Below are 25,571 nucleotides of genomic sequence, written 5' to 3' on the forward strand. Positions count from 1 at the left end.
TATCATGCTAATATATTATCATAGTACGCCAAAATATTTTATTTTCAGAAAATTTATGCTAAACTGGAAACATGGAAAAACATGAGTTAATACAAAAACGCAGCACTGACTTTGTTGCCCATAATATGCTGATGAATTATTGGCTATGGGATGATAATCAATTATTAATTGAAAGCTTCATCAAAAATTGTGAATTAGAGATCAATTTTGATGTCAATCACTACCATTTCTGCATTACCGGTGTAGACAGCAAATATAATAATTATACTAAATCAGATTCCTTTGACCATGATGTAGCTAAAGTATTAAAAGAATATGAAATCATTTATGATATACTTGAAAAATATCATTATCAAGGGAATTGTTTTCTGATCAAAGTCGATAATTCTAAAAAAATCGCTGTTTTATTTAGTGAAAAGGGACAACCGCTTTGTCCGCCAATTGCGGCTGCAACAAAGATTGATAACGTAATCAAGGCCCATTACCGTGACCGATATGTTCCTATTGCAACTTCGTTGGCAGTGAATTACAGCGGTTATGAATCAATTCATTTAGCTTATGAAGAAGCCCGCCGTTTAAATCAGCTGGTTTTCTTTGGCATCAACGAAAAAGTTATTACTCAGGAGCTTGTAAGCCAGACTACAGTTGAATGTGCATTAACCTTAATTGATGAAAATTGCCGTAAATTAAAATATTTATGCTGCAATGCATCCTTAGAAGAAATTCTGCATCAGGTAGATGTTATATTTAATGAATTGGTACGCTACTCTTTGAGTGCTGAATGTTTTAATACGGCATTCATTCTCTGTGAAATGATGATTCAGCTGTTTCAAAAAGTCTATAATTTGACAAATATTCCTTCTAAAAAACGTCAAAAGGATTATGATTCTTTGGAAGCTTATATCAAAGACTTAAAAGCACGGCTTACTTTGATTTATGAAGCTTGTCAGAATCGTCAGCGCTTCTCACACAACGTATTGCTTGCGATTAGTTTTATTATGGATAACTATACTCAAGACGTATCTTTAAAAATAATTTCTGAATATACAAATGTGAATCCAACTTCCCTCAGTACAGATTTTAATCGTGAGGTAACAATGTCAATCAGCGAATATATTTCTAAGCTGAGAATTGATAAAGCAAGGTCACTTTTAGCAACTGATTTGGATATCCAAGAGATCATGACTGCTGTTGGTTTTACAAATATGCGTTACTTTACAGATGTGTTTAAAAAAGAAATGAACATGACACCATTGGCATACCGTAAAGCTATACAAAATGATATGATTTTGTAAAGGTATTTAGATGCTTAAAAATACGATTTCATATATAACAAAAATCCCACCAGAAACAAATTTTCCGGTGGGATCATCCTTTTTGATTATCAAAAAGTTTATTTATAATTTGGTGACTCGTACGGGATTCGAACAATAGTGTTTTTTAATGTTTTTATATAATTATAAAATGCATATAATCAATTATCTATGTATATAATAACCCATTAATTTATATGTCTTTTACTAAAAGTGGACATAAATTGGACATAAAAACTAGTTAAAGTAAAAGTCGTTTCACTTCATCCGGCAATTCTTTTTGCTCAAGTAAAACTTTTCTCATTATGAATAACAATTCTTCATTTTTATTATTCCTATTGTAAAAGCTATATAGCTGATGATAGTCATTGGGCACATCCATAATTCTCTTAATTTTATTTAATCTTCTAACCTTCGCTGCCTTATTTATCTCTTCAAATTTCTTGATTTTTTTCGTATTCATCGCCTCTCAGCATTAGTATATATATTTATTATATTTTAGTAAATATATTTATTAGATTTACTTGTTATCACTTAGCACATGATAAATTGAGTTAGGTGATTAATATGAATAAAAATTACATACAAATTATTAGAGAATTGAGAGAAGATAATGATTATACTCAACAGCAAATTGCTGAGAAATTAGGTACATCACAAACCATGTATGCTAGATATGAACGTGGCGCATCGGAATTGCCTATCCGTCATTTGATTGCATTAAGCAAGTTATACGGAGTATCCACTGACTATATTTTAGGACTATCGAAATCTAAATAATAAAACAGCTTACCCTCAATTAAGAGAGTAAGCCAATTTTTATATATTAAAGTCTAGTAGCAACGCCACTATTGTCGAAAGAATATCTTACACCGTCAACAGTGAAAATACCGTCTTTATACATTTTCCCGTCAGAGCCAACATAATAGACTTTATCAATCCATGTTGAAACAGCCATTTGTCCTGCTTCAGCACCAGAAGTATATAAGAAATACCACCCTAGCCAAGCGGAGCTCCATACCCAGCCTGTCTGCATTACACCACCATCACCAAACAAATACCAGTGATCATCAATCCACTGCCATCCAGTAAGCATTACACCCCCAACATAATTCTCTTTATGCCCTGCTTCTCCATCCTTCGGATTAAAGTAATAACTTGATCCTTTTTCTGTAAACCAGCCTGTCAACATGGCATTACCTTTATTAGGATCTAAATAGAACCAACCATCGCTAGTTTGTTTCCATCCCGATACTTTTACACCGTTTTCGTAATAGTACCATTCTGAACCATCTGCAATCCAACCATTCCATTGACCAGAATTAATTAGTGTAAATTTTCTAACATATATTGAATTTTCAAAATCAAGCTTCGTACCATTATTATAGAAAATATCCTCAATTGGTAAGTCACCCTCTAAATAATAGTTTTGTTTAATTTTTGTTAGATCCATATCAATGAAATTATCGCCTAGTCTCGCATCAATATGTATATGTGGTCCAAATTCAATTAGATTACCATCATTATCTTTACCATCTTCTCTTCCTTGTGTATAAAAATGATCTCCTTGTTTGAAGGAAGCTCCTTTCTTTACCTCGACTCCTTTGTCAGTTACAATCTTTTTACCGCCATGTGTACAAAAAAAAGTAACCTTATGGTTACCTACAGGAGTCATAACTACATTATCTGAAACAAATACCGACATATATGGTGAAATTGATCCATCTCTATGTATTTTACTCTCATGCATTACACAGTGCATATCAAAAGGTGCGTAGAATTTTCCGTCTGTAGGACAAATATCATTCGCTCTATTTTCCTGATGTGAAAATGTAGTTAAAGCTATATTATTACGATCAATTCCAGCAGTTTGAGTCACAGCTGCACTTCTTGTTGGAAATAAACTTGTTTGCATATAAATTCCTCCTAAAAAAGCACCAAACGGTGCTCTTCTTAACTTATTTTTATTTTAATACTATTGCCAAAATATAATGGATTATTTAGAAAGCCCATGAAATATAAATCATTATTTTCAACAAACAATACGTATCTTTCTAAGTTATCTTGTTTGATATGATTTGGTTCAGTAAAACAATAATTTTGCTCTTCCTCTGTTTCCGCCTTATCGCAGGAAACCGTCGATCCCTTTGAAGCATAAAAATCTAGAAGTTTATCCTTTATATCATCTATACTTAAAGAATAACGATCAATTAGATTTGTGTTAGAAATTAGATTTCCATTTGTTATATCAAAGTTATAGACAAATTTGCTCCCTTTCCAATCTGATCCCGGAATGAAGCTCCCTTCCTTCACTACTATAGAAAGTATGCTATCATTAAAAAAACATTTATAGCTTAAGTATTGATGACCTACTTCTGTTTGCTTACTTTCATATAGCTCTTTAATGTATTTATTAACTGTATCTGCATCCTTACTATCTATATTAATGCTAAATAAAGTGATTTCAGGATTTGGTGTATAGATTGTATTATACCAATTCGTAAAATCATCACTATGCGTAGATACTAAATCAGAGAGCATTTTTCGAAATATTTTCTCTTCTTCTGTTGAATATAAATCTAATACTTCTGTTTTTTCAACAATAACCCAATCCTTATTTTCATCAATTTTTTTAACATACTTAGTTTCTTCCGGCTTCTCCTGTTCCACAGGCTTTTCAGGCTGTTCAACCACCGGCGGTTCTTCTGGTTTCTCTGCCTCCGTCGGGCCTTGCTGAACACATCCCACTATCATTACCATTAATAAGAAACTTGTTAGTATTTTTTTCATAATATCTCACCTTGTTAGTATAAGTATACGAGATTTTTCAGGATATTTCTAGGTTACGGCGAATGACTCCACGGTTTTGATTTACTCATTTTCTTTATCAATTTGCTACTAGATCTTTGATTTTCTGATTCAGTGCATCTACATCATAATTTGATAGATTTCGGCAGTTTCCTTCTTGGTGGTTCCATATAGATGCTCCTTTCTTTTTCTTTTCGGCAATAAAAAATGCAGGTACTCTCCTCAATGAGAATCCTGCATTTTAATTCATGGTCATTATACGTTTTATCAATCGTTTTTACATAAGCGTGATTACACACCTCCTCATCTTCCTTCAAGGTAAAGAAAAATACCCTATACAGGTGCTAAAACATTTTTTCTTTAGCTTCTTTGATTTTATCTTTCAAATACTTACGATATTGCTCAATACTGTCATAAGTATCCCAATGATACGGACATCCCTTACCATATAACTCAAAATATTCATGCCTTAGTTCAGCTATCTCTTGATCATTAACTAAAGTTTCCATAATACCATTACCCATTTATCCCACCATCCTTTTATATTCCTCATAAACATCTTTTAATATCCCGTTCGATTCTAAATCTAGTATATCAATACTAGATTTATTTGCAAATTTTCCTTTAGCTACATTATGTTCTATTAACCAGTATTCATCCGCGTGCCCTGCAGGCAATTCAATTTCGTTCCTTGTTAACGCAATCCGTCGATCGGATTATAATACAAAGTCTATTCATCATCACTGAATTTATGAGATTTTTCAGGATTCGAATCATCTAATAAAAAGCCCAAGTTCTCGATACACCCTAATGGATAAAACATTGCTATCTCATTAGCAGGATGATCTTCTTCAACAAATTCAACCATATCCTGAACTAGTTTTTGTATTTCTTTTTTGGTAACTGCTTTGGATGCAGAGTCATCTTTAAGCCTTATCCACAAGTCTTCATTTCTTTTTATTAAATCATCATAGTTTTGAATGTCATCACATTTTCCCTTTTTTATTTCTGTACTTACTCATATGCCTTTGAGCTATCATAGTTAACAAATTTCTGACATTAGTTAAGATAATGAGCTACTACATGGATCATCATCAATGGATTCCAATCATGTAAAAACTCCGAGGAATCAGGATTTGATAAATGATATTCTTTGAGATCTTTCATTAACTTTTTTACTTCTTCTAAGCTCATCTTATCCACATGCAGAAATCTATCATAGATTTCATCAAATCTATTCATTTTAACATTTCCCTAATTTTTCTAATATATTTATAGCTTCACTCATCTATAAGGAAGCCTAATGATTCAAGAAGACCAAGAGGCCCTGCAAATTTAACTTTTTCCTCTCTAGGATGATCTTCACTCACAAATTTTTCCATGTCCTGCATCAGTTTCTTAATTTCCTCCTGAGAAGTTGAAGAATCTATTTAATTGTATCTGTTGATTAATTCATTATAATTATACATAATTACCACCTCCATACAAACTTTCTAATAATTCGTAAATTATTTCCAATTGATCTATACTGCTTTGCATATCCATATTATCATAAATGCTTTTCTCAAGCCAATCCAATCTTTCCAGAAGCTTGTGCTTAATCAATTCAATAGAAAATTCATAATCCGTTTCATATGTCTCAATATCTATCTTTGCTAATTTTTTGCGTAGCTAGCTGCACTGATGCTTCTTCAATATTCTGATATTTTAAATATGTATATCTATCGAAACTTTATTATACAGGTTGCGCTGCGGTGAAATGCTTGCTGTAACTTGGTAAGATTTTACCAGAAGTACAATCATTATCAATAAATCACTTACCAAGAAAACTAAGACAGCCAGTTACTTAATAAAGTCTGTAAAAACAAATACCTCTAAAAGAGAAATCGTTTTACCTCACAACCTCATCATATCAATGAATGAACTCCTTGAGCATGAAAAAAAAGAAGGAGGGATTTGAAGAAACATGGTTCATTTTTCCAACACCTTTATCCCATTCAATCTTACGAAGAAGGGCTGATGATGCTATGTTGGCAGCTGGTCTCAAATACATCACTATATATGGTTTTCGACATTCTCATGCTTCACTTTTAATTAATGGCAACATGAACATCAAACTTATATCATCAAGACTAGGTCATTCTGATGTGCCAGAAACCCTTAATACTTACACGCACATGTTTCCTGATCAGCGTACAGTTTGTGTCAACTACCTGGATTCAATTATTAAAAATAACGAAAAACTGGACACAAATTGGACATTGATAGCACTAAGCATAAAAAAACGCCTTGTAATAGGCGTTTATTTATAATTTGGTGACTCGTACGGGATTCGAACCCGTGAATGCTTGCGTGAAAGGCAAGTGAGTTAACCGTTTCTCCAACGAGCCAGAACTGCAGTATCAGCAGTGCTTTTAGATTATAGCAAATACCCATAGATGCCGTCAATACTTTTTTTAAATTTAAGCTTACTTTCCTGAACAAATCAAGTGTTTACATAGTAAAACAACCATTAGATTCATTTACTTTCAGCCGTCTGCGGCAATGCCCGGCTTACCTTTTGCCTCCACACTCCGCTGATGAAACGCAGAATAAACACACCGGCTCGAATCAACTCATCGGCTGCCATCGCAATCCAGATGCCAACCAATCCCCAGCCCCACTGCACACCTAACAGATAACCCACTCCGACAGCAATTCCCCATGCTGACAACACGCCGGCAATAACTGGCACATTCACATCATAGGTCGCGACTAACGTGCGGGTCATTGCAATGTTCACTGACCGGCCCACCTCCAAGGCAAACTCCACAAAAACAATTTGTTTCGCCAATGCGAGAATTTGCGGATCATTCGTAAAGATGCCAAAAATCAAATCAGAATTAAAATAAATAATGCCCGTTAAGCCAACCGATACTGCAATCGATATAAATACACAGTTCCATACTTTGCGGCCAACCTCATTCAGCCGCCCGGCACCTACTAAGTAACCAATGATAATTTGGGTAGCCTGAGCAATCGCCATTGAATAAATATAGGCTACATTCGCCATCATGCTGCAATACACCTTTGTCGCAATCACTGCCGTACCCATCATATTAATAAATTTCATGATGATCGTCTGTGACAAATTATATGACAATGCCTCCGCACCTGAAGGCAGTGATATATACAGCAGCTTTTTACATGTTTCAACAGGAAAAGGCTTCAAATAAGACAGCTTCAGCTCAGCATAGCCTCTGAAACGAAAGAGCATGAATACCAACACCAAACCGATCAGCTTACTGAAATTGGTTGAAATCGCCGCCCCTACGATGCCTAGTCTTGGGAAAAAGAAATAGCCATTGATCAGCATCGCATTGCCGATGATATTCAGCACATTCATCACCACCGATATAGTCATAACTTGCTTCATCAGTGCATAACTGCGCAAAATTGCTGAAAACGTCAGATACAATCCCTGTACTAAAATAAAGCTGCCGACAATCAAAAGATAAGAAGCCGCTTCATTGAAAATTTTTTCCGGTATTGAAAGCAGCTGGAAGACCGGCTTATAAAACAGAAACAATACAACCGTGAGCGCAACACTGAAAAAGCCCATGATAGCCAGAGACACATTACATACTTCAGAAACCTTATGCTCATCCTTAGCACCAATATATTGCGAAATCATGATCGTAATGCCGACACTTGTCATATTTAAAACAATGATAATCAAATTCATTATCTGATTGCCATTACCGATTGCTGCCACTGAATTTTGAGAAAACTGCGACAGCATGATCTGATCGACATTGCCAACCAGCATCTGCAGCAAAAGCTCGATAAAAATCGGCACCGACATCATAAAAACTTTACGTGAATCATATTTTTCTGACAGCATAAACAAGTCCCCTTCGCATTAAACATGTTTATGATACAGCAATTTCACTAAATGTAAATAATCAAATCAGATGATAACGCTAACACTTTTTAAAGACTTACTTCACCTACATAATTCACCTCAAAAATAGCCTTCACCACCTGCGGATCTAAGGTTTTACCAAGCGCCCACATCAGTTTTGTAACCGCTGCTTCACTGGTCATGTCAAAGCCTTGAATCACACCTTGCTTCAGCACCTTCTGACCTGTCTGATAGATAGAAAAATCACTTCGCTCATACAAGCATTGAGAACATACCACAACACTGATGCCATGATCTACCAATAGCTGCAGCTTAGCAATTAAATCACGGCGGATAAAATGCAGCCCGCCGGCACCAAAGGCTTCAATGACAATGCCCTTATAACGCATTGATACAAGCAAATCAAAAAAATCAGGATTAAAGCCAGGTGTCAATTTAATCAGAATCACTTCACTGCATAAATCTGCCTCCAGCTTAAAATCGCCAGTACGCTTAGGCAGCAGTTCACGATGAATCGTTAAGCCACGGGCATCAACACAGCCTACAGGTTCACAATTAACACTTTCAAATGCGTCAAAGCCCATCGTTCGTACCTTAACAGAACGTGAACCAAGAATTATTTTACGATTAAAAGCTACAAACACACCACAGCTATCACTGGCAGCCATCGCAATCGCACAGCGGATATTATCATATCCATCGCTTAACGGATGTGATAAAGGCAGCTGAGATCCTGTCAATACGACGGGAATTGGCAGATTGCGCAGCATAAAGCTTAAAGAAGAAGCGGTATAAGCCATCGTATCTGTTCCGTGCGTCAGCACGATGCCGTCAACCTCATCAACATGGCGGGCAATTTCTCTGGCTATCACCTGCCATTCCTCCGGCTGCATATTAGAACTATCAATCTTCATCAGGTCAATGCAGTCGATACTAATATCGGATTGCGGCGGCAGGAAATCAAGCAATTGTGAGCTGGTCAGTTCAGGCTCTAGTCCTTCCTCACCTTTAGCGGATGCGATGGTACCGCCCGTAGTAATCAATAATAATTTTTTCATAAACCTCAAATCATCAATATAGGAATCGTCTATATTGATTTTTCCTTCCTAGACCGAACTATAATAAGTATATCTTACGGCCATCTGATATATTTATTTTACACTGTGAATAAGTTTCTATAAATTTAAAGCTTAACGGTTAAAAGGAGCATCCTGCCACAGTTCTTTTCTGATTTGTTGATTAACACCTTGATGATTTATAAATAACATGTTTATTTGAACTGAACACGATATGAATATTATCAATAGTTCCATTTATAAGAAGATGTCATCATGACATACTTTATCGGCATTGATATTGCCAAATATAAGCATGACTGTTTTATCTATAATCATAAGGATGAAGTTATTTATGACTCTCCTTATTTTTTTATTTGCCAACTGCCGGCTTTTCAGACCGCACAAAATAACCGATCACACAACCTATTATGGCCGGTATCAGCCAACCCAGACCAAGATTAAACAAAGGCAATGATGATGCCCATGCACTGATGCCCGGAAGCAGGATTCCAGCATTTTTTAAGCCATCAAGCAAAGAGAACGGAAATACAAAAAGCATACCGCACAGCATGATTCGATTGTGATCCTTCAGCCATGGATCAAGCAATGAAACCACAATCAGCACAACTACGATCGGATATAAAACAATCAGTACCGGCAGCACAATTTTAATCAGCATGCTTAAACCCACATTAGAAATCACAAAGGAAAATAAGCATACACCAGCCAATACCCAGCGGTAAGCCAGCTTAGGGAAATGCGAACAAATAAAATCAGCGAAAGAGGTGGATAAACCGATGGATGTAGTAAGACAAGCCAAAACCACCGCAGCGCCAAGAATAAATCCGCCTAAACCACCAAATAAAGTACGTGAAGCATAGCTCAGTAAAGCGCCGCCATTGGCAAATAAATCCATTGATGATGTTTGCAGACCGATCAGCGCCAATGCCGCATAAACAAGAATCAGCAGCAGGCCTGCCAGACAGCTGCATAGGAATGCCGATTTCACCATGGTTTTGTGATCAGTAATCTGAAACTGCTTCAATGCCTGATAAACAAGAATGGCAAACACTAAACCAGCAAAACCGTCTAATGCCAGATACCCCTCAATGATACCCTTAAACAGCGGAATCTCCAGATACTCACCCCGCGGCATGCCTACACCGCCCAGCGGATTCATTAACGCCGCGATGAATAATGCCAGAATGGTAAGCAGCAGAATCGGTGTCAGCACTTTACCGACAATATCTACAATTTTACCTGGTCGAATACTTAAAAGAAAGGTCAGGCCAAAGAATACTGCAGTAAACAATACTGAAAATAGCATCGGCTGATTGTTTATGTAAGGCAGCAGACCAATTTCAAAGGATACCGAACCGCATCTTGGCAGTGCAAAGAGCGGACCAATACATAAATACACAGCAAAAGACAGAAACAATGAGAATTTCTTTGAAACCCTTGAGGCCAGCTCATTCATTGAAGTTCCGGCGATAACGACAGCCATAACACCTGCTACCGCAATCCCTACATCGCTTAAAACAAAACCTAAAAGGGCAATCGGCGTACTGCTGCCCGCAAGCTGAGCCATAGCTGGTGGGAATATCATATTTCCAGCACCAAAAAAGATAGCAAAAATCATACAGGATAATCCTGCAATTTGTGATAAACTCAATTTTTTCATAATCGTCTCCCTCTCTTTAATTATATTAATTCAATCCAGCTTAGAGGCAGACTCGCACAAGAAAAGGATAACAGACGCTGACCGCATGCTTATAAGATATTATCGATAAATTTTTATGTAGTTCATGACTCATGCCATACGTCCTCCGCTTTATTAATCATTATAGCATAAAAATATTCCTATTCACTACAAATCATAATTTTATGTATGCTGACAAGGATGTAAATCCATCAGATTTTCTTTAAATTTATGATGAATATGCTATGATAATACCAAAAGAAATGAGGAATTGTATGAAAACTCAATTAGTTCTATTAGGCTGCGGAACACCCAATGCATGCCCTAACGCATCTGGCCCCGCCTCAGCCATTACTTACGGTGAGGACAGCTATCTTTTTGACTGCGGTCCAGGCATTGTCAGACAGGCTGCGAAAGCATATCATCAGGGAATTGATGCATTAAGCATGGATCGTTTGAAGTATGTATTCATCACCCATCTGCATTCTGATCACACGCTTGGCTTAAATGATCTGATCCTGACACCCTGGGTACTTGAACGTCATGAGCCGCTGCATATTTATGGTCCTAAAGGAATTAAAGCGATGGTTGAACATCTGATGCTGGCTTATCAGGCTGATATTGAGCTGCGTATTCATGGCTTTGAACAAGCAGATGCGAAGGCATGCCAGCCAATCATTCATGAGATTGAAGCCGGTATTGTCTTTCAGAATGACACGGTCAAGATAGAAGCCTTTGCGGTCAGTCATGGTGAATGGCCTTGCTATGCATATAAAATCATTACTCCAGATAAAACGATTGTCATCAGCGGTGATACTTGTCCGTTAGACCTTATGATACAAAAAGCTAAGAACTGTGATATCCTGCTTCATGAAGTATATTATGCCGCCGGTCTTGCGCAGCGGACACCCGCGTGGCAGAAATACCATGCTTCGATGCATACTTCTTCCTATGCGCTGGCAAAAATTGCGCAGGCTGCCCATGTCAAATTATTAATTACTTATCATCGCATTTATCATATGAACATACAGGATAACCATGAGGATATCACGGTTAAAATGCAGGAACGCGACAAACTCATTGAACAGGAGATCAGAGAAATATACGACGGTGCTCTCGCTATGGGCAAGGATCTTGATGTATACGAATAACCATCATCACATAGAAAAAAGGAAGCCTTATAATCATTGCAATGAATTAAAGCTTCCTTTTTATTGTATGAGCCATTGCTCAGCTTATTAAACTTATTTAGCTAATGCTTCTTTAGCAGCATTCATACCGCCTAATTTACCTGAATTCAAGGCAAATCCAGTTGCCAAACCTTCATATGAAGGATAAGATGTAATATTGCCATAGAAACCGCCAGCATCATTACCAACTACATATAATCCCTTAACAGGTTCAAGATCAATATTAACTGCCTGTAATTTTTCATTAACGCGTACACCGCCTAATGTACCTAAATTACTGATCTGCATCTTAACAGCATAGAAAGGACCGTCACTTACCGGATAAACCAGATTTTCAGCACTCTTGCCGAATGGATCCGCTTTAGAAGCGCATGCGGCATTGTATTCTTCAATATTAGCAGCAAAACGTTCAGGATCCATACCGGTATTTTTTGCCAGTTCTTCTAAAGTCTCACCCTTAAATACATTTCCTTGCTTAACACCTTCTTCAGCTAATTCCACAAAATCAGCCGGATCAAAATTAGCGCCGCCAACTGCTGGGTCAGTCACTAAATGTTTGCCTTCTGTATAAGCATTTAAAGTTGCAGTATCGACAACGATATAATAGATACCACCCACTGAATAACCAAGATTTGATGTATACGCTGTATCATAAACAGCTTCTTCATTACCAAAACGGTTACCTGAACGGTCAATCCATAATAATGGTGAACGTACAATCTGATTAAATGGTGAAGAAGCTAAACTTACTTCTGTTGGATTAGTCGCAGCTACAATACCTGAACCATGCAGCAGTGAAGATTGAATATCCCATTTTGCAGCACCGGCATTCCATGCCATCTGTACACCGCTGCCTGTTTCACCCCATGTAGAGATGTATGGCGTATGATAATATTCACTCATCATATCAGCATTGCCGGCAAAACCACCAGTGCCCAGCACTACTGAATCAGCATGTACAATTAATTTACTGCCATCTTCTTTAGTAGCGATAATGCCCTTAACAACACCGTCTTCGATGATTAATTCATCACATGTAGTATTCATTCTTAAATCAAGACCAGCCGCTACCATGTTATCTCTTAATACATCACTTGCGGAAATATCTGTAGGTGCATAAGAGAAAGTATCAAACCAGTGATAGATCCGCCATCTCAGACCATCTGCCTGATGAGCCAGCTGCGGTGCTTCTGGATTGACATGGAAAGTCAAGCCATAGCTCTCTAAGAATTCAATCGTATCCGCACTTGTTTCAATAATTTCTTTTGTTAATGGTGCGTAATTAATAAAATGACTGTAATCATTTAAAGTTTGGAATAACTCTTCTGTCGTAATAGCTGCATATTCCCCGCCAGCTTCTTTCTGCAGGTGACTTTCTACCGCAAAAGGCCCGCCAGAGAAGAATTTACTGATACCGCCGACATTGCTTGTCTTTTCAACACACAATACATTAGCGCCTTCTTTTAAAGCCGCTCCGGAAGCTGATAAACCAGATAAACCAGCACCAACTACTACTACATCGACAGTGATTTCTTCATCATCCGCCTTTACAACTTCTTTTTCTTCAACACCGACACCGGCTTGTTTCAAACAATCCTTACTGGCTTCAATGATAGCTTTGCTTGTCATTGTCGCACCGGATACTGTTTCTACTTCAACCGTATTACCGTCAATGATTGCCTGCATAACTTCTGGTGCGGCTACTTGACCGATTTTATCGGTTTCAGTTGTGGCATTTACCTTGCCGTCAGTAATCTTTCCATTTTCATCAATCGTTAAGGTTACTGTTACATCACCGCCGTAACCGGCTGCCGCTGCTGTATATTCACCAGCCGTAATCTTACCTTCAGGCTGATCAGATGGTTTGTCATTATTGGCAGTACATCCGCTCATAACCATGAAGATTGAAAGTGAAAGCGCCGTCAACACTTTCCATGATTTATTCTTCATATGTCCCTCCATTTTTGTTCTGTTACCGAACAAATACACTAATAATTTAACAATTTCACATTAAAATGTCAATAAAATTTTGATATATTTTTCACATTTTAGTATGATATACGAACATTATAATTAATACACATATAAGTTGAAGTGATGTGAACATACTTGTATTATCATTCATCTTACAAAATGGCATGGTATTATGAAAAACGTTGATACTAACAAAGCGCATTGTATAAAGCAAGACTGCACTCAATGTCCTGAATGCAGTCTTGTTAGTTTTTATAATTAAATTTCGTTATCAGCTTCTGAAAAACCTCAATCTCTTCTTCACTGAAATTCTTATAACAGCGAGCGCAGTATTCATCAAAATATGTTTTAATAGCTGCCGCGGTTTCGCTGCCCTTAGCACTCAGATAGATGCGGGCCACACGTTTATCACTGGCATCTCCACGGCGCTCAACAAGCCCTGCTTTGACCATTTCAGTAATAATTTCTGAGGTAGTTGAACGTTTCATCATGGAAACATTGGCAATCTCCTGTTGGGTAATACCCTCATGATCCGCAATCAGATGGATAATTTTCGCATGTGTTTCTTTAATTTTTAATGCGTCAATTTCCTTTTCATAATATGTATAAAAACGGCGTACAACATCGGAAAAGCCAATCAGCAGATCAGGCTGTATTGTGGTATACATCAGCATCACTTCCTTATACCAGCATTTTATCACAATCAGTTCCGTTTTGCATTACAATCCGCTCAGCCTATTTGATAAGAAAAAAGGGTTAGGCCCAAGGACCCATACCCCTTTACAGTAATTCAAGTATATCTTTTAATGATTTCTTACCAAAATGTACCTTTTCATCATTGATTACCATACACGGAACACTCATGATTTTATATTTCTCTTTTAATTCAGGGAATTGCGCGAGATCATAGATTTCCGTATCAACATGATGATTTTCCAGTGCGATTCGCTGGGCAGATTGGACTACTTCCGGACACATCGTACAGGATAAGGATACCATTACTTTGATGTTCTGTTTAGCTGTCATTTTGTGAATGGCTTCTAAGAGACTTTCATCAAGCGGCTGTTTTGGGCCTGCGGCATTATAGACTGCCAGTGCAAAGGATGTGAACTCATGGCCGCCGGGAACCGCATGATAGATCAAGCCGAGCGGTTGTTTATCAGCATCACAGAACACAAAGCAAGGCTGTGAATGTGCGGCATCAAGCGGCTGCTTAGTCACCTTGATATGGGGGCTTGTCTGAGCAAATTCATCGATGAAATTACTCATCTCCAACCCAAACTTACTCTCATCAGCATAACAGCTGATCCATACATCTTTATCCAGCTTTTGGTAAAGTGTTTTGAGCTGGGCAGTCATATCACTGCTGATAAAGCTGTCTGCGGATGCTGCTTCAACATTATCTGCCGATGTATTTGCTTTTACTTTCAGTTTTTCAGTTTTCAAGCCATGCTTTTCCACCACTGCCTCAATCACCCGTTCCAGTGAGGTAGCAGCGATGGCGCCATCACTCACTGCCGTTACCACCTGACGCAGATTTTTTTCACAGATATCACCCGCCGCATAAACACCATCCAGGGAAGTTTTGCGGTTCATATCAGTGATGACATTACCAACTTCATTAAGCTTAACCTGATCCTTAAATAAGGCATTGGCCGGTTCATAGCCGGCAAAAACAAAGATACCGAAGCTTTCATTTGCTTTTGCTTCATAAGTCCACGTTTCTTTAGTTTCATTGTTGATAAAGACAGCCTTCTTTAAAGAGCCTTCACCGCTGGCCTCAATGATTTCAGTGTTGGTATAAACCGTGATATGCTCATTGGCACGTGCTTTATCAGCGATCGTCTTGGCGCATGTGAAATCTGGTTCACGCACAATGATATTTACATGACGAGCATATTTAGTAAGGAAAATGGCTTCCTCAGCTGCCGCAAAGCCGCCGCCGATGACAAAGACCTCCGAACCGGTGAAGAACTCGCCGTCGCATGTAGCACAATAGGCGACTCCGCGTCCCTGAAACTCTTTTTCACCTTTAAAACCAAGCTTGCGCGGACTTGAGCCGGTTGCCAAAACGATGCCTGCGCATTGAAAATTACCTTTGTCTGTTTTAACGGTTTTGATTTCATCCTCAAGCTGTAATTCTTCAACCTCAGCCAGCAGGAATTCGGCGCCAAACAGACTCGCCTGTTCCCGCATTTCCGCTGTCAGTTTTTTTCCGTCGGTTTTAATTACCCCCGGATAGTTAACCACTTCTGAAGTAATCGTTATTTGCCCGCCGAATTTTTCTTTTTCCAATACCAATACACTGAACTTGGCACGCGCCAGATAAATTGCCGCCGATAAACCAGCCGGCCCGCCGCCAACGACGATAGCATCGTAGGCTTTATTCATATTAGATAATACCTACCAGATCTAAAGATGGTTTTAATGTATCAGCACCTGGCTGCCACTTAGCCGGACATACCTGATCACCGTGTTCATGAACAAACTGAGAAGCCTGAACACGTCTGAATAACTCATCAGCGTTACGGCCAACATTACCGGCAATTACCTCATAAGCTACGATCTTTCCGTCTGGATTAACGATAAAGCTGCCTCTTTCCGCCATACCGTCAGCTTCGATATAAACCTCAAAATTCTTTGCTAAGAGAGCTGTTGGGTCCGCAAGCATTGGATACTGAATCTTTTGAATTGTCTTAGAAGCATCATGCCATGCTTTGTGTACAAAGTGTGAATCACAGCTTACTGAATAAATTTCACAATTAATTGCTTTGAATTCTTCATATTTGTTGGCTAGATCTTCTAATTCAGTTGGACATACGAATGTGAAATCCGCTGGATAGAAGAAGAAAACACTCCATTTACCTAATACATCTTCTTTACTTACTTCTTTAAATTCATTATTTACATAAGCCTGAACTTTAAAATCTTCAATTGTTTTACCGATTAATGACATATTTTATATCCTCCATTGTCGTATAGTCTATGAATATGAAGCATAAACCTCATGAATCAAAGCACCCTTATTAGCATGCTTCAACTTTATGCTATTATTCATTAGTTAGTCTTAACTAACTGCATACAGGATACCATGGCTGTCGGCATCACGCAACTTTAATGCTCTGGGTTAAAAGAAAAAATCTCTGACTGATGTCAAAGACTTTTCTCAAAGAGATTCTACTTAGTTTTCATTCACCGTTAATACAGAGAACACATTTCCTTTTTCTTGGCCGTGTCGTATCAAAATCAACAAACCAGATGGAACCAAAGGGGCCGCTTTGCAAAACACCTTGATCGATTACAAAGGTTTGACTTGCGCCAATCATTGTAGATTTTAAATGCGCAGGCCCATTTAGACTAATGCCTTGAAAATCAAAGTGCGGACGGCCTTCACGATTCATATGCTTAGGTCCAGGATAATAATAGTTGTCATTAAATGCAACCTCATCGGGAAATATTTTTCTTAAACAGCGGTTCAGATCCAGCTGCAGATAATCGGTGCCATTCGGATCTTCATCATGTACATATTCTTCAAAGAATATTGCGCATGTCGTATGCAGCGACTGAACTGTAACAGTGCCATTAGAAATTCCTGATTCAGCAATCCGCGCTTTTATTTCATCGGTAATATTAAAGAAATATATTTTAGGATAACGGGTTTCAAGCTCAATATAATTTATTTTTATCATGCTTCATCATCCTGTACGATTCTTGAGCCAAAATCTTTTCTGGCTTTAAGAATGCCGGCTAAAAAATCATCAATTTTTGCCAGCGGATCATCACTGCAGAAAATACCTGAAGCGCCGCCGCCTGATTCCGAGCCATATTTGATATTATGATAAATATCCTCGCCATTTTTAATGCCGGCTCCCTGTAAGACCATGATATTGGCATCATAGTCCTTAATGGCTTTCGTTGTCGCTAATAGATAATCTTCAGAGGCCACTATACCGGTGCCGATCAGTTTTGATTGTTCGCAGATAATGCCGGTTGGATGCAGTGATGCGATAATTAATGCCTCCTCAACCGAGTCAGCACACACAAAGGTATACAGTCCTGCTTTTTTAGCCAGCTCGATGGATTTGATTAATTGACTTAAGGTTATCGGTTTGGCGGATGCATGATTGAGAATCACACCATCAGCGCCAGCCTGTGCCAACGCCTCAGCAAGCACGCCGCCCATCGTACCGCCAGGTTCAATTGGGTCCATGAACTGAGCATTGATGATTACATGGGGGGCCGCCTGCGCAATGCGGTAGATATCAACGATAGGTACATTCAATGTCACTGTTACATCATGATCAACCGCAATCTTTTCGCAATATTTCGCAATTGTCAGCAATTCCTCTCCCCACATATAAGCTTTTGCATTTACTCCCAAAGTAGGTGTTTTAATCTGTTTTTTATGTTTCATTTACAACCTCCTAATCACAGTTAAAGACGTGATAATAATGTTCAAGAACAGCCTTGATCGCCTTATCGGCGGTACTCATCATCTGCTTATAATTATCTGCATGCTCCTGATTAATTGCCTGCGCGCCGGCTGTGCAGAAATCCGTGAAAATATTAATCTTGCTGATGCCTGATTCAGCGCATCGCCGTAAGTTTTCATCACCGGTTGAGGAGCCGCCATGCAGCACTAATGGGATCGATACCGCGGCTTTCAGTTCAGCCAAGCGGTCAAAATTAATCTTGGGTGTTCCCTTATAGAAGCCATGAGCGGTACCGATGGAAACAGCAACTGAATCAATGCCGGTCGCATTTACAAACTCAACCAGATCAGCCGCTTCAGTATAGACAGAAGCATCCCCTTTTTCTTCTTCATAATTGATTCCCGCTCCCACATGGCCGATTTCTGCCTCTACACTCACATTACGCGGATGTGCATAATCAACGATAATCTTGGTTTTTCTGATATTCTCAGCAAGCGTATCGGCAGAGGCATCAATCATAACAGACGTAAATCCTAAATCGATTGCTTGCTTCACAAATTCAATAGATTTGCCATGATCAATATGCAAAGCTACTTCCACATCAGCTTTTTCAGCATAATAGCGGCCGATAAAATACGCATCCTCCAAAGAGAGTACCGACTGCATCGCTTCACTATAAGCTAAAATTACCGGTCTGCCGACAGATTGCGCAGCTTCAACATACGCTCTTGCCATATTCATGTTGCAATAATCCGGTGAAGGGATTGCATAATTACTGTCATTAGCCGCCATCAGCATAGCTTTTGTATTTACCAGCATTTCTTACCCTTCTTTCCTAATGATCCTGTTTTTCAGCCTTGGCAAGCTCAGCTGCTGACTGCATTTTCTTCTTGAAATAGATCTTTTGTAAAACAACACAAGCGATGATAATTGCTAAACAGCAGACTGCCCCTATCGTAGAATTGATATTAAACAGCAGGAACAGCGGGAAGGTTGACCATAAGGTACCTGATATAGCTGAAATCAGCGTATACTCACTCTGACTCCACGTATAACCGCTGGATAAGGCAACCTCCGTGATTTTCGGTGCCATGATGGAAGCAATCACTAAGGTTAAGGCTAAAAATATCGTACAGGATAACAAGGTTCTGCCAACCTTGCCGCGATGCACAACATTCAGCATGGAACAATTGTAACCACAGGCCGCCAAGGAAGCGATAGGAATGATTCGATTGCCAGGCACGATTGCACATAACGCGACACAGACTGGAATCGCTATTACTGAAATCAGCATTACGGTTGTATGTCCTAAACCAACCGCATTATCCATACCAATATATAATTCACCGCTCTTATTCTTCTCAGCCATAATCTTACTGCATGCCTGAGAAATCGGTACCAAGCCTTCCATTAAAATCTTCACCATCCGCGGTGTTAAATATAATAAAGCCGCCATTGCCATTCCTGTCGTAAAAGATGTTTTCGCATCCTGACCGCCGATAAACGCAATCACGGTACCCAAGATAAATCCCAGATAAATTGGATCTTTTATGACCTTTAATACCGGATTATCCTGCAGCTTCTTAGCATTTGTCTGACTGATCGTTTTTTCTTCACCCGTTTTCCCTTTGCCGAGTAAATTATATAAAGGCTCAAGAATAAAACCGACGATCCATTGCCCAAGACAGCCGCCGTGCGGAATTGAAATACCCGGAATACCGATAACCTCCTGAACGCGTTTTGCTGTTCGATCCGCAATTAAGAAGATAACAGCCGCATGCGCCAGCGCTGCCAGTAAACCAAAGAATAAATTATTCGTAATGACATAAATCAATGAACCAGTTAACGCATAATGCCAGAAATTCCAGATATCGATATCCATTGTTTTCGTCGCTCCGACAGCTAACATAATTAAATTAAACGCCAGCATAAGCGGAATGATGAAAGCACCAATTTCTGTGCCATAGGCAATTCCCGATAAAGCGGTCCAGCCTACATCAATGACATCAAGATTCAAATTAGCTTTACCGACCAGTCCAGTTGCCACCGGCCCCAGATAATTTGAGACAATAGACAAGGCTAAATCTAAGCCAAATAAACCAATACCAACAGTTATACCACCCTTAACCGCTTTATTAACATTACACTTGAAGGCAATACCGATCAATGCAACCATTAACGGAACCATCAAATATTTGCCTAAGCCAGAAATCGTACTGAAAAATGTACTTAGAAATTCCATAGAATCCTACCTCCTTTTATTTATTTAAGATTTCTAACAGTTTACTTGCCGCTTCTTCTGCCCCTATGCCGGAAATAAACCCAATACCCATGACCGACGGAATCGAATATTCATTTTGTAACTGAGTGGAACTGACAATAACATCGCCGCGGTCTTCATAGCTGTCAATCTCATTAATGCTGCATTGAATAATTTCATGAGAAATATTATGATCATTTAATAATTCATCGATCCGCATGGAAATCATCGTCGAAGTAGCAATGCCGCTTCCACATGCTATAATTACAGTCTTCATATTCACTGCCTCCTTTCTTTTTTTATTTTTCAATCATAAAAGCCTAAAAATAAACTGCCGGATAAAACTACTCAGCTTCAGCCTGCTTAACCAAAGCCACTAATTCCTCCTTACTTTTCACAGACAAGACAGCATTCATGAATGTCTGATTGAACCAGAGCTTTGCCAAACTGGAAATGGCTTGAGTATGCACTGATATATCTTTGATCAGCAGCATAAATACAACCTTTACATGGATCTGCTCATCAAGCTTATCCATCCGCACATAATTGATCGGATGGTTTAATACAGCGATGATTAAAGCGTTTTTCTTCACATGCACTGCATCGACATGCGGCAGAGCGATGTTGTAACAGGTGGCGATTATCCCCGTTGGAAATGTTGCTTCCCGCTCTTTCAAGGCTGACAGAAAGGTATCCTGCACATAATCTTGAGCATATAAATCATCTGCCAAATACGCATATAAATCATCTCTGCTTGTGAAATCACAAAAGTAAACCTTGCCATTTTCAATTAATTCACTGATATGTACCATTCTCATTCTCCTAACTTTCAACGATTATAAGCCTTCCTTTCAGCTTATTAAGTGTAATCATATACACGGCTGTATTTATTACTTATGCTCTTTAATAAATCGAACAAATTTATCATATGTGTTGATATAGCTGTGATGCGCCATCCATCTTGATGATGAAAACATCTCAATTAATTGTTTTAAAATCTTTAAAAAATTATTCTTATCCTTCTGTGATACTGAAAGCAGGAAAATGATATTAATATCATTCTTCCGCCAGCGGAAAGGTTTTTTAAATATGCCAACCGTTATGAACGTACTCTTTTCATCACACTGAATGGGATGCAGCACCGCGATGTTCATATATTCTGAGGGTGATATTTCCTCTCTGATCATGACGCGCTTCAAAAAATCATCATCCAGCTCTTTATGTGTTGCACATAGCTGCTTTATTACTTCTTCATAATTCTTTGCATGTTCAAAGTAACAGAAAGTACCATCAAAATATTGCAGCAGTGAATCATTCTCCATCATGCGTTTCTTCTTAATATCACTGATAGCCGCAAAAATAGTTTCGATATCTTTCTGTGAAATAAAGACGGTGACATCAACAATCTCACAAGTGTAATAGCCTTTCAGCGGCATTGTAGTTAAAATTAAATCAATGTTTTTACTGCCGATTTTAGCCAGTTCACTTTCATCAGAAACCATTGTAATACTTAGATCATTCAGAAAATTTGTTTCCAATTTCGAGTAAATCAAGGCATTTAATTTCAGATATTCCGGATTAATGACTACCGTCTTGATTTTTGTCAGTGTCTGCTTTTCAATTTGAGCGCCGACATGCAGGGCAATATAGGAAATCTGATGATCATTCATATCGATACCGGCATATTGATCCTGAATTTGCTTGGCTATAAATACCGATATTTCATAGATTGTCGGATAAGAATCTTTAATGCTGGTCAATAATGGATTGCGCAATGACATTTTACGATTAATGATGTTATTTAAATGTAATGCGAAATTGGAAATGAATTCATCATTGTCCAGGTTGATATAGTATTCATTGTAAATTTCCACGATTAATTTCTTAACAAAGCGGATAATAGATGGTTCCACAAATTCATTCAGCCGCGCATAGTTTTCCTTTACACCTATTTTTTTCATACTTATCAGCAGAAGCGCATAGATACTGTCAAAATCATTTCTGCTTGCCTTAAAATCATATTTATCCGTTATCCGCGCTAAGATTTGAGCAGCACATTGAGAAGGCGAGTCAGCGTCAAGCAGCGCTGGTTTCATTTCAAAAAGTTCTGGCTGAAGCTCATACTTATTACGGTCAATGATGATGCATACATGCAGGACGATGTTGTTTAAGGCAAAGTCATTGATTTCAAACTGCTGTTCACTGATGATTTTAAAAATGGTATTTTTTATTTCAAAGACATCAATATCCACAAAGAAAGCATTGAGAATGGCGGTATTTAAAATGCTGTTTTCAGCCTCTTTATAAACCATGTCACAGAACAGCCGGCGGATGTTTTTCTCCGTCCCTTTCAGCGCAAGTGTTGTCTTACGGCGGATAATAGTAACTTCATAGGGTGCAATGATTTTCTTTAATGCGGTGATTGATGTCAGCAGTGTCTGTTCACTGATAAATAAGGAATTGGCTAAATCGAAATAATCGAGAGGCTGTTTACTGATTAATAATTCCTTTAAGATGATTAATTCACGATTATTTTCATCAGATGTTTCGGGCTGATCTTTATCCTGAAGCAGTTCTTCAATTTCTTTCGTCTTTTTAATAATTCGATACCCTTGATTCGACGAAAGTATATAGCTGCCTGATGTATTGATGTTTTTGACATCGCTGCGCAGTGTTCTTAATGATATGCCGAAAAAGGATACAATTTCATTGGATGAAACCCAAGCATCCCTTTGCGACAGATATTTGATTAACTTTTTTTCTCTTGATGTGAAAACAGACATAATGGTTCCTCCAATCACACGGTGACAATCTAACTTATAATAAGCATTAAATAGGGTTTTAAGTTGGTTCAGCATATCGTTGATCCTAATTATGAAATTACTTCCCCTTTGATGAGCGGCTGAGCCTTTCACATAAGATTGGTTAAGCGGCTGCTTATTTTAAAAAGATGACATAAATATTGTGCGTTGACTGAATTCTGAATATACTGTTTTAAAAGTTATAATTCCTTGACTGGCTGGGCAAGACAACGATATTCTTACTGAATCATATTCTGTTCTCCAAATTGTTTTTGTATGATGCTTTTTAGATACCCATGGCGCAAAGATGGCAGTTTCTTTTGCGGGAGCGGTTGCCGTCATAGTCAACAAAGTAGATATAGCCATAGGTGCCGGTCAGGATTTCACCATTTTTGATAATGAAGGTTTTATCTGAACCTAATAATGTAGCTTTGCAGTGGGCATCGCCATTTAATAGGCTGGCCGGACGTGTGGCCATAGCGCCGCCATTGTCTTTGGAGAATTGACGATGGAGCGGGCCTGGATATTTATAATCGTCATCGTAAGCAAGCTGTTTGGGAAACAGTTTATTGAGACCTTTATTTAAGTCAGCCTGCAGATATTCATCACCGAGTGCATCAAAGTCATGGACCATTTCTTCGAAGAAGACGGCGCAAGTGGTATGCGGTGACTGTACGACAAGGATGCCATTTTGGATTCCCGTTTCATTGACAAAGTTGCGGCAGTCTTGACGTATTTCAAAATAGGTGGCCTTATTCCCCTGGGTTTCAAAAGTCAGCTGTTTATGATAGATGTGAAATTCATTCATAGTATCCCTCCTTTTGATTTATAGACATTCGTTGAGTATTTGAACAATGTCTTGTTTAGATAATTTGCGATAGCCACTCGTGAAATAACCGTGATCTGAGGCAAGCTTGGCGGCCATTTCATCAAAGTATCGGTTGTCGATGCCTAAAGACGATAAATGTGATTCAAGATGCAGCTGTTCATAACAGAAGGCTTCAATTGCTTCAATGGTTTTCTCTGCCAAGGTGATATCGTCATTTTCGCAGCTTAAGCCGAAGGCATTGATGCCGAGATTTCTAAAGCGTTTTAAGCTTTTTTCATCAATGATGTGACGAAGATAACGCGGCATAATAATCGCGAGTCCTAAACCATGCGTGATGTCATAGTAGGCTGAAATTTCATGTTCAATGGGGTGCATCGTCCAGTTATTTTCTTTGTCATAGCGTAAAAAATCGTTGATTGCCCATGGCGCGGCCCACATCAGATTGGCTCTTGCTTCATAATTATCAGGCTGCGTATAGGCTATTGGCGCATATTGAATCACGGTACGGACTAAGCCTTCCATAAAGGTGTCAAGCATGAACATGCAGTTATCACTGGAAAAGTAAGTTTCAAGTGTATGACAGAGAATGTCAGCGGAGCCGCAGGCGGTTTGAAATTGCGGAACGGAATAAGTATATTCTGGATTCAAAAAGGTAGCCTTAGGCCGTTGGCTGGGTTTGCGCAGGCCCAGTTTATCTTTAGTTTCAAGATTGGAGATGATAGCGCCGAAGTTCATTTCAGAGCCTGTGGCAGATACCGTGGAAATTGTGAGTAACGGCAGACTGTTTTCCACTGGATATTTACCTAATACGACATCCCAGATAGGGGCGTCAATCAGCACACCTGAAGCGATTGCCTTGGCACTGTCAATGGCGGAACCGCCGCCGGCAACGAGAATTACATCACATTGTTCTTGGCGGCAAAGGTCGATGCCTTCCTGGACATCGCTATGACGCGGGTTAGGCTGAATCTTGGTGAATTCAACAATTTCAAAGCCGTATTCTTTACCTGCACTGATGACTAAGTCATAGATGCCCAGCTGTTTGATAAAGTCGCCTTGATAAATGAAGAAGAGTTTATGACCATAGCGTGTGATTTCCTGTCCCAGCGAGGACTTATCAATAGGGCCGAAATAGACTTTCGTACCAATATCATAGACAAATTGCTTAAACATGTGATCCCTCCTTAATGTTGATGGTGTATCAACCTTTTTCTTAATTTCATTATCATGGAAATTGGAGGATAAAAAAAGTTAATAATTGCACAAGGTCATGCAACTAATCTATACCTGTTGATAAATGGA

Annotated in this window: 26 protein-coding genes and 1 tRNA gene; 4 read left to right on the forward strand and 23 right to left on the reverse strand. The window is 38.7% G+C overall.

The window, feature by feature from the left end; all coding sequences use genetic code 11:
* Positions 1–71 precede the first annotated feature (71 nt).
* Positions 72–1,295 (forward strand): helix-turn-helix domain-containing protein, encoded by a 1,224-nt coding sequence (locus DAHG_RS08250; protein WP_022937869.1) that lies wholly within the window; start codon positions 72–74, stop codon positions 1,293–1,295.
* 259 nt (positions 1,296–1,554) lie between these two features.
* On the opposite strand, the gene DAHG_RS08255 is transcribed toward DAHG_RS08250, so the two are convergent.
* Positions 1,555–1,776, reverse strand: a complete 222-nt coding sequence (locus DAHG_RS08255) for a hypothetical protein (RefSeq protein ID WP_022937870.1) — start codon at positions 1,774–1,776, stop codon at positions 1,555–1,557.
* Positions 1,777–1,880: 104 nt separating this feature from the next.
* Here DAHG_RS08255 and DAHG_RS08260 point away from each other — a divergent pair, with 104 nt between their 5' ends.
* A complete protein-coding gene (locus DAHG_RS08260) occupies positions 1,881–2,093 on the forward strand; it encodes a helix-turn-helix domain-containing protein (RefSeq protein WP_022937871.1) in 213 nt (70 codons plus the stop codon).
* Positions 2,094–2,139: 46 nt separating this feature from the next.
* Here DAHG_RS08260 and DAHG_RS08265 read toward each other — a convergent pair whose 3' ends face one another.
* From DAHG_RS08265 to DAHG_RS21390, 5 genes are all read right to left on the reverse strand, one after another.
* A complete protein-coding gene (locus DAHG_RS08265; RefSeq protein WP_022937872.1) occupies positions 2,140–3,228 on the reverse strand; it encodes an N-acetylmuramoyl-L-alanine amidase family protein in 1,089 nt (362 codons plus the stop codon).
* 38 nt (positions 3,229–3,266) lie between these two features.
* A complete protein-coding gene (locus DAHG_RS08270) occupies positions 3,267–4,103 on the reverse strand; it encodes an LptM family lipoprotein (RefSeq protein WP_022937873.1) in 837 nt (278 codons plus the stop codon).
* A gap of 362 nt (positions 4,104–4,465) precedes the next feature.
* Positions 4,466–4,645: a hypothetical protein gene (locus DAHG_RS08275; RefSeq protein WP_022937874.1), complete on the reverse strand. Its 180-nt coding sequence runs from the start codon at positions 4,643–4,645 to the stop codon at positions 4,466–4,468.
* A 206-nt stretch (positions 4,646–4,851) separates the two neighbouring features.
* Complete coding sequence (locus DAHG_RS08285; RefSeq protein WP_022937876.1) at positions 4,852–5,064, reverse strand: hypothetical protein; 213 nt, start codon at positions 5,062–5,064, stop codon at positions 4,852–4,854.
* A 116-nt stretch (positions 5,065–5,180) separates the two neighbouring features.
* A complete protein-coding gene (locus DAHG_RS21390; protein WP_022937877.1) occupies positions 5,181–5,363 on the reverse strand; it encodes a hypothetical protein in 183 nt (60 codons plus the stop codon).
* Positions 5,364–6,055: 692 nt separating this feature from the next.
* Here DAHG_RS21390 and DAHG_RS20530 point away from each other — a divergent pair.
* The gene (locus DAHG_RS20530) at positions 6,056–6,433 is read left to right on the forward strand and encodes a tyrosine-type recombinase/integrase (protein ID WP_022937879.1); all 378 of its coding nucleotides are present in this window, start codon (positions 6,056–6,058) and stop codon (positions 6,431–6,433) included.
* 2 nt (positions 6,434–6,435) lie between these two features.
* Here the strand turns inward: DAHG_RS20530 and DAHG_RS08305 are convergent.
* The 4 genes from DAHG_RS08305 to brnQ form a co-directional block, all read right to left on the reverse strand.
* Positions 6,436–6,511, reverse strand: a tRNA-Glu gene (locus DAHG_RS08305).
* 128 nt (positions 6,512–6,639) lie between these two features.
* On the reverse strand, positions 6,640–8,004 hold the full coding sequence (locus DAHG_RS08310; protein WP_022937880.1) for an MATE family efflux transporter: 1,365 nt from the start codon (positions 8,002–8,004) through the stop codon (positions 6,640–6,642).
* 89 nt (positions 8,005–8,093) lie between these two features.
* Complete coding sequence (locus DAHG_RS08315; RefSeq protein WP_022937881.1) at positions 8,094–9,083, reverse strand: asparaginase; 990 nt, start codon at positions 9,081–9,083, stop codon at positions 8,094–8,096.
* A gap of 370 nt (positions 9,084–9,453) precedes the next feature.
* On the reverse strand, positions 9,454–10,764 hold the full coding sequence (brnQ, locus tag DAHG_RS08320; protein ID WP_022937882.1) for a branched-chain amino acid transport system II carrier protein: 1,311 nt from the start codon (positions 10,762–10,764) through the stop codon (positions 9,454–9,456).
* A gap of 293 nt (positions 10,765–11,057) precedes the next feature.
* Between brnQ and DAHG_RS08325 the strand changes: the two genes are divergently transcribed.
* Positions 11,058–11,933, forward strand: coding sequence for an MBL fold metallo-hydrolase (locus DAHG_RS08325; protein WP_022937883.1), 876 nt, complete (start codon positions 11,058–11,060; stop codon positions 11,931–11,933).
* Between the two features lie 93 nt (positions 11,934–12,026).
* Here the strand turns inward: DAHG_RS08325 and DAHG_RS08330 are convergent, their stop codons facing one another.
* The 13 genes from DAHG_RS08330 to DAHG_RS08390 form a co-directional block, all read right to left on the reverse strand.
* On the reverse strand, positions 12,027–13,922 hold the full coding sequence (locus tag DAHG_RS08330; RefSeq protein ID WP_022937884.1) for an FAD-dependent oxidoreductase: 1,896 nt from the start codon (positions 13,920–13,922) through the stop codon (positions 12,027–12,029).
* 269 nt (positions 13,923–14,191) lie between these two features.
* On the reverse strand, positions 14,192–14,614 hold the full coding sequence (locus DAHG_RS20535; RefSeq protein WP_022937885.1) for a MarR family winged helix-turn-helix transcriptional regulator: 423 nt from the start codon (positions 14,612–14,614) through the stop codon (positions 14,192–14,194).
* Between the two features lie 112 nt (positions 14,615–14,726).
* Entirely contained in the window at positions 14,727–16,337 is a 1,611-nt protein-coding gene (locus DAHG_RS08340; RefSeq protein WP_022937886.1) for an FAD-dependent oxidoreductase, read from the reverse strand.
* Position 16,338: 1 nt separating this feature from the next.
* A complete protein-coding gene (gene ahpC / locus DAHG_RS08345) occupies positions 16,339–16,902 on the reverse strand; it encodes an alkyl hydroperoxide reductase subunit C (protein WP_022937887.1) in 564 nt (187 codons plus the stop codon).
* Between the two features lie 232 nt (positions 16,903–17,134).
* On the reverse strand, positions 17,135–17,635 hold the full coding sequence (locus DAHG_RS08350) for a YjbQ family protein (RefSeq protein WP_022937888.1): 501 nt from the start codon (positions 17,633–17,635) through the stop codon (positions 17,135–17,137).
* Entirely contained in the window at positions 17,632–18,360 is a 729-nt protein-coding gene (locus DAHG_RS08355) for a triose-phosphate isomerase (RefSeq protein ID WP_022937889.1), read from the reverse strand. The genes DAHG_RS08350 and DAHG_RS08355 overlap by 4 nt, the downstream gene beginning before the upstream one ends.
* 10 nt (positions 18,361–18,370) lie before the next feature.
* Positions 18,371–19,198: a class II fructose-bisphosphate aldolase gene (locus DAHG_RS08360; RefSeq protein WP_022937890.1), complete on the reverse strand. Its 828-nt coding sequence runs from the start codon at positions 19,196–19,198 to the stop codon at positions 18,371–18,373.
* 16 nt (positions 19,199–19,214) lie between these two features.
* Positions 19,215–20,621, reverse strand: a complete 1,407-nt coding sequence (locus DAHG_RS08365) for a PTS transporter subunit IIC (RefSeq protein WP_022937891.1) — start codon at positions 20,619–20,621, stop codon at positions 19,215–19,217.
* A gap of 16 nt (positions 20,622–20,637) precedes the next feature.
* A complete protein-coding gene (locus tag DAHG_RS08370; protein WP_022937892.1) occupies positions 20,638–20,916 on the reverse strand; it encodes a PTS sugar transporter subunit IIB in 279 nt (92 codons plus the stop codon).
* A gap of 67 nt (positions 20,917–20,983) precedes the next feature.
* The gene (locus DAHG_RS08375) at positions 20,984–21,451 is read right to left on the reverse strand and encodes a PTS sugar transporter subunit IIA (protein ID WP_022937893.1); all 468 of its coding nucleotides are present in this window, start codon (positions 21,449–21,451) and stop codon (positions 20,984–20,986) included.
* Positions 21,452–21,529: 78 nt separating this feature from the next.
* A complete protein-coding gene (locus tag DAHG_RS08380; RefSeq protein ID WP_022937894.1) occupies positions 21,530–23,422 on the reverse strand; it encodes a BglG family transcription antiterminator in 1,893 nt (630 codons plus the stop codon).
* Between the two features lie 304 nt (positions 23,423–23,726).
* On the reverse strand, positions 23,727–24,248 hold the full coding sequence (locus DAHG_RS08385) for a YjbQ family protein (protein WP_022937895.1): 522 nt from the start codon (positions 24,246–24,248) through the stop codon (positions 23,727–23,729).
* An 18-nt stretch (positions 24,249–24,266) separates the two neighbouring features.
* The gene (locus tag DAHG_RS08390) at positions 24,267–25,442 is read right to left on the reverse strand and encodes an iron-containing alcohol dehydrogenase (RefSeq protein ID WP_022937896.1); all 1,176 of its coding nucleotides are present in this window, start codon (positions 25,440–25,442) and stop codon (positions 24,267–24,269) included.
* Between the last annotated feature and the right edge of the window lie 129 nt (positions 25,443–25,571).

The organism is Dielma fastidiosa (assembly GCF_000313565.1).
In the GTDB taxonomy this organism is placed as follows: domain Bacteria; phylum Bacillota_I; class Bacilli_A; order Erysipelotrichales; family Erysipelotrichaceae; genus Dielma; species Dielma fastidiosa.

What these genes read in the sequence shown, in the direction of transcription:
- DAHG_RS08250 (WP_022937869.1), top strand. Translation starts at nt 72, where the DNA reads ATGGAAAAACATGAGTTAATACAAAAACGCAGCACTGACTTTGTTGCC.
- DAHG_RS08255 (WP_022937870.1), bottom strand. Translation starts at nt 1,776, where the DNA reads ATGAATACGAAAAAAATCAAGAAATTTGAAGAGATAAATAAGGCAGCG.
- DAHG_RS08260 (WP_022937871.1), top strand. Translation starts at nt 1,881, where the DNA reads ATGAATAAAAATTACATACAAATTATTAGAGAATTGAGAGAAGATAAT.
- DAHG_RS08265 (WP_022937872.1), bottom strand. Translation starts at nt 3,228, where the DNA reads ATGCAAACAAGTTTATTTCCAACAAGAAGTGCAGCTGTGACTCAAACT.
- DAHG_RS08270 (WP_022937873.1), bottom strand. Translation starts at nt 4,103, where the DNA reads ATGAAAAAAATACTAACAAGTTTCTTATTAATGGTAATGATAGTGGGA.
- DAHG_RS08275 (WP_022937874.1), bottom strand. Translation starts at nt 4,645, where the DNA reads ATGGGTAATGGTATTATGGAAACTTTAGTTAATGATCAAGAGATAGCT.
- DAHG_RS21390 (WP_022937877.1), bottom strand. Translation starts at nt 5,363, where the DNA reads ATGAATAGATTTGATGAAATCTATGATAGATTTCTGCATGTGGATAAG.
- DAHG_RS20530 (WP_022937879.1), top strand. Translation starts at nt 6,056, where the DNA reads ATGAAAAAAAAGAAGGAGGGATTTGAAGAAACATGGTTCATTTTTCCA.
- DAHG_RS08310 (WP_022937880.1), bottom strand. Translation starts at nt 8,004, where the DNA reads ATGCTGTCAGAAAAATATGATTCACGTAAAGTTTTTATGATGTCGGTG.
- DAHG_RS08315 (WP_022937881.1), bottom strand. Translation starts at nt 9,083, where the DNA reads ATGAAAAAATTATTATTGATTACTACGGGCGGTACCATCGCATCCGCT.
- brnQ (WP_022937882.1), bottom strand. Translation starts at nt 10,764, where the DNA reads ATGAAAAAATTGAGTTTATCACAAATTGCAGGATTATCCTGTATGATT.
- DAHG_RS08325 (WP_022937883.1), top strand. Translation starts at nt 11,058, where the DNA reads ATGAAAACTCAATTAGTTCTATTAGGCTGCGGAACACCCAATGCATGC.
- DAHG_RS08330 (WP_022937884.1), bottom strand. Translation starts at nt 13,922, where the DNA reads ATGAAGAATAAATCATGGAAAGTGTTGACGGCGCTTTCACTTTCAATC.
- DAHG_RS20535 (WP_022937885.1), bottom strand. Translation starts at nt 14,614, where the DNA reads ATGTATACCACAATACAGCCTGATCTGCTGATTGGCTTTTCCGATGTT.
- DAHG_RS08340 (WP_022937886.1), bottom strand. Translation starts at nt 16,337, where the DNA reads ATGAATAAAGCCTACGATGCTATCGTCGTTGGCGGCGGGCCGGCTGGT.
- ahpC (WP_022937887.1), bottom strand. Translation starts at nt 16,902, where the DNA reads ATGTCATTAATCGGTAAAACAATTGAAGATTTTAAAGTTCAGGCTTAT.
- DAHG_RS08350 (WP_022937888.1), bottom strand. Translation starts at nt 17,635, where the DNA reads ATGATAAAAATAAATTATATTGAGCTTGAAACCCGTTATCCTAAAATA.
- DAHG_RS08355 (WP_022937889.1), bottom strand. Translation starts at nt 18,360, where the DNA reads ATGAAACATAAAAAACAGATTAAAACACCTACTTTGGGAGTAAATGCA.
- DAHG_RS08360 (WP_022937890.1), bottom strand. Translation starts at nt 19,198, where the DNA reads ATGCTGGTAAATACAAAAGCTATGCTGATGGCGGCTAATGACAGTAAT.
- DAHG_RS08365 (WP_022937891.1), bottom strand. Translation starts at nt 20,621, where the DNA reads ATGGAATTTCTAAGTACATTTTTCAGTACGATTTCTGGCTTAGGCAAA.
- DAHG_RS08370 (WP_022937892.1), bottom strand. Translation starts at nt 20,916, where the DNA reads ATGAAGACTGTAATTATAGCATGTGGAAGCGGCATTGCTACTTCGACG.
- DAHG_RS08375 (WP_022937893.1), bottom strand. Translation starts at nt 21,451, where the DNA reads ATGGTACATATCAGTGAATTAATTGAAAATGGCAAGGTTTACTTTTGT.
- DAHG_RS08380 (WP_022937894.1), bottom strand. Translation starts at nt 23,422, where the DNA reads ATGTCTGTTTTCACATCAAGAGAAAAAAAGTTAATCAAATATCTGTCG.
- DAHG_RS08385 (WP_022937895.1), bottom strand. Translation starts at nt 24,248, where the DNA reads ATGAATGAATTTCACATCTATCATAAACAGCTGACTTTTGAAACCCAG.
- DAHG_RS08390 (WP_022937896.1), bottom strand. Translation starts at nt 25,442, where the DNA reads ATGTTTAAGCAATTTGTCTATGATATTGGTACGAAAGTCTATTTCGGC.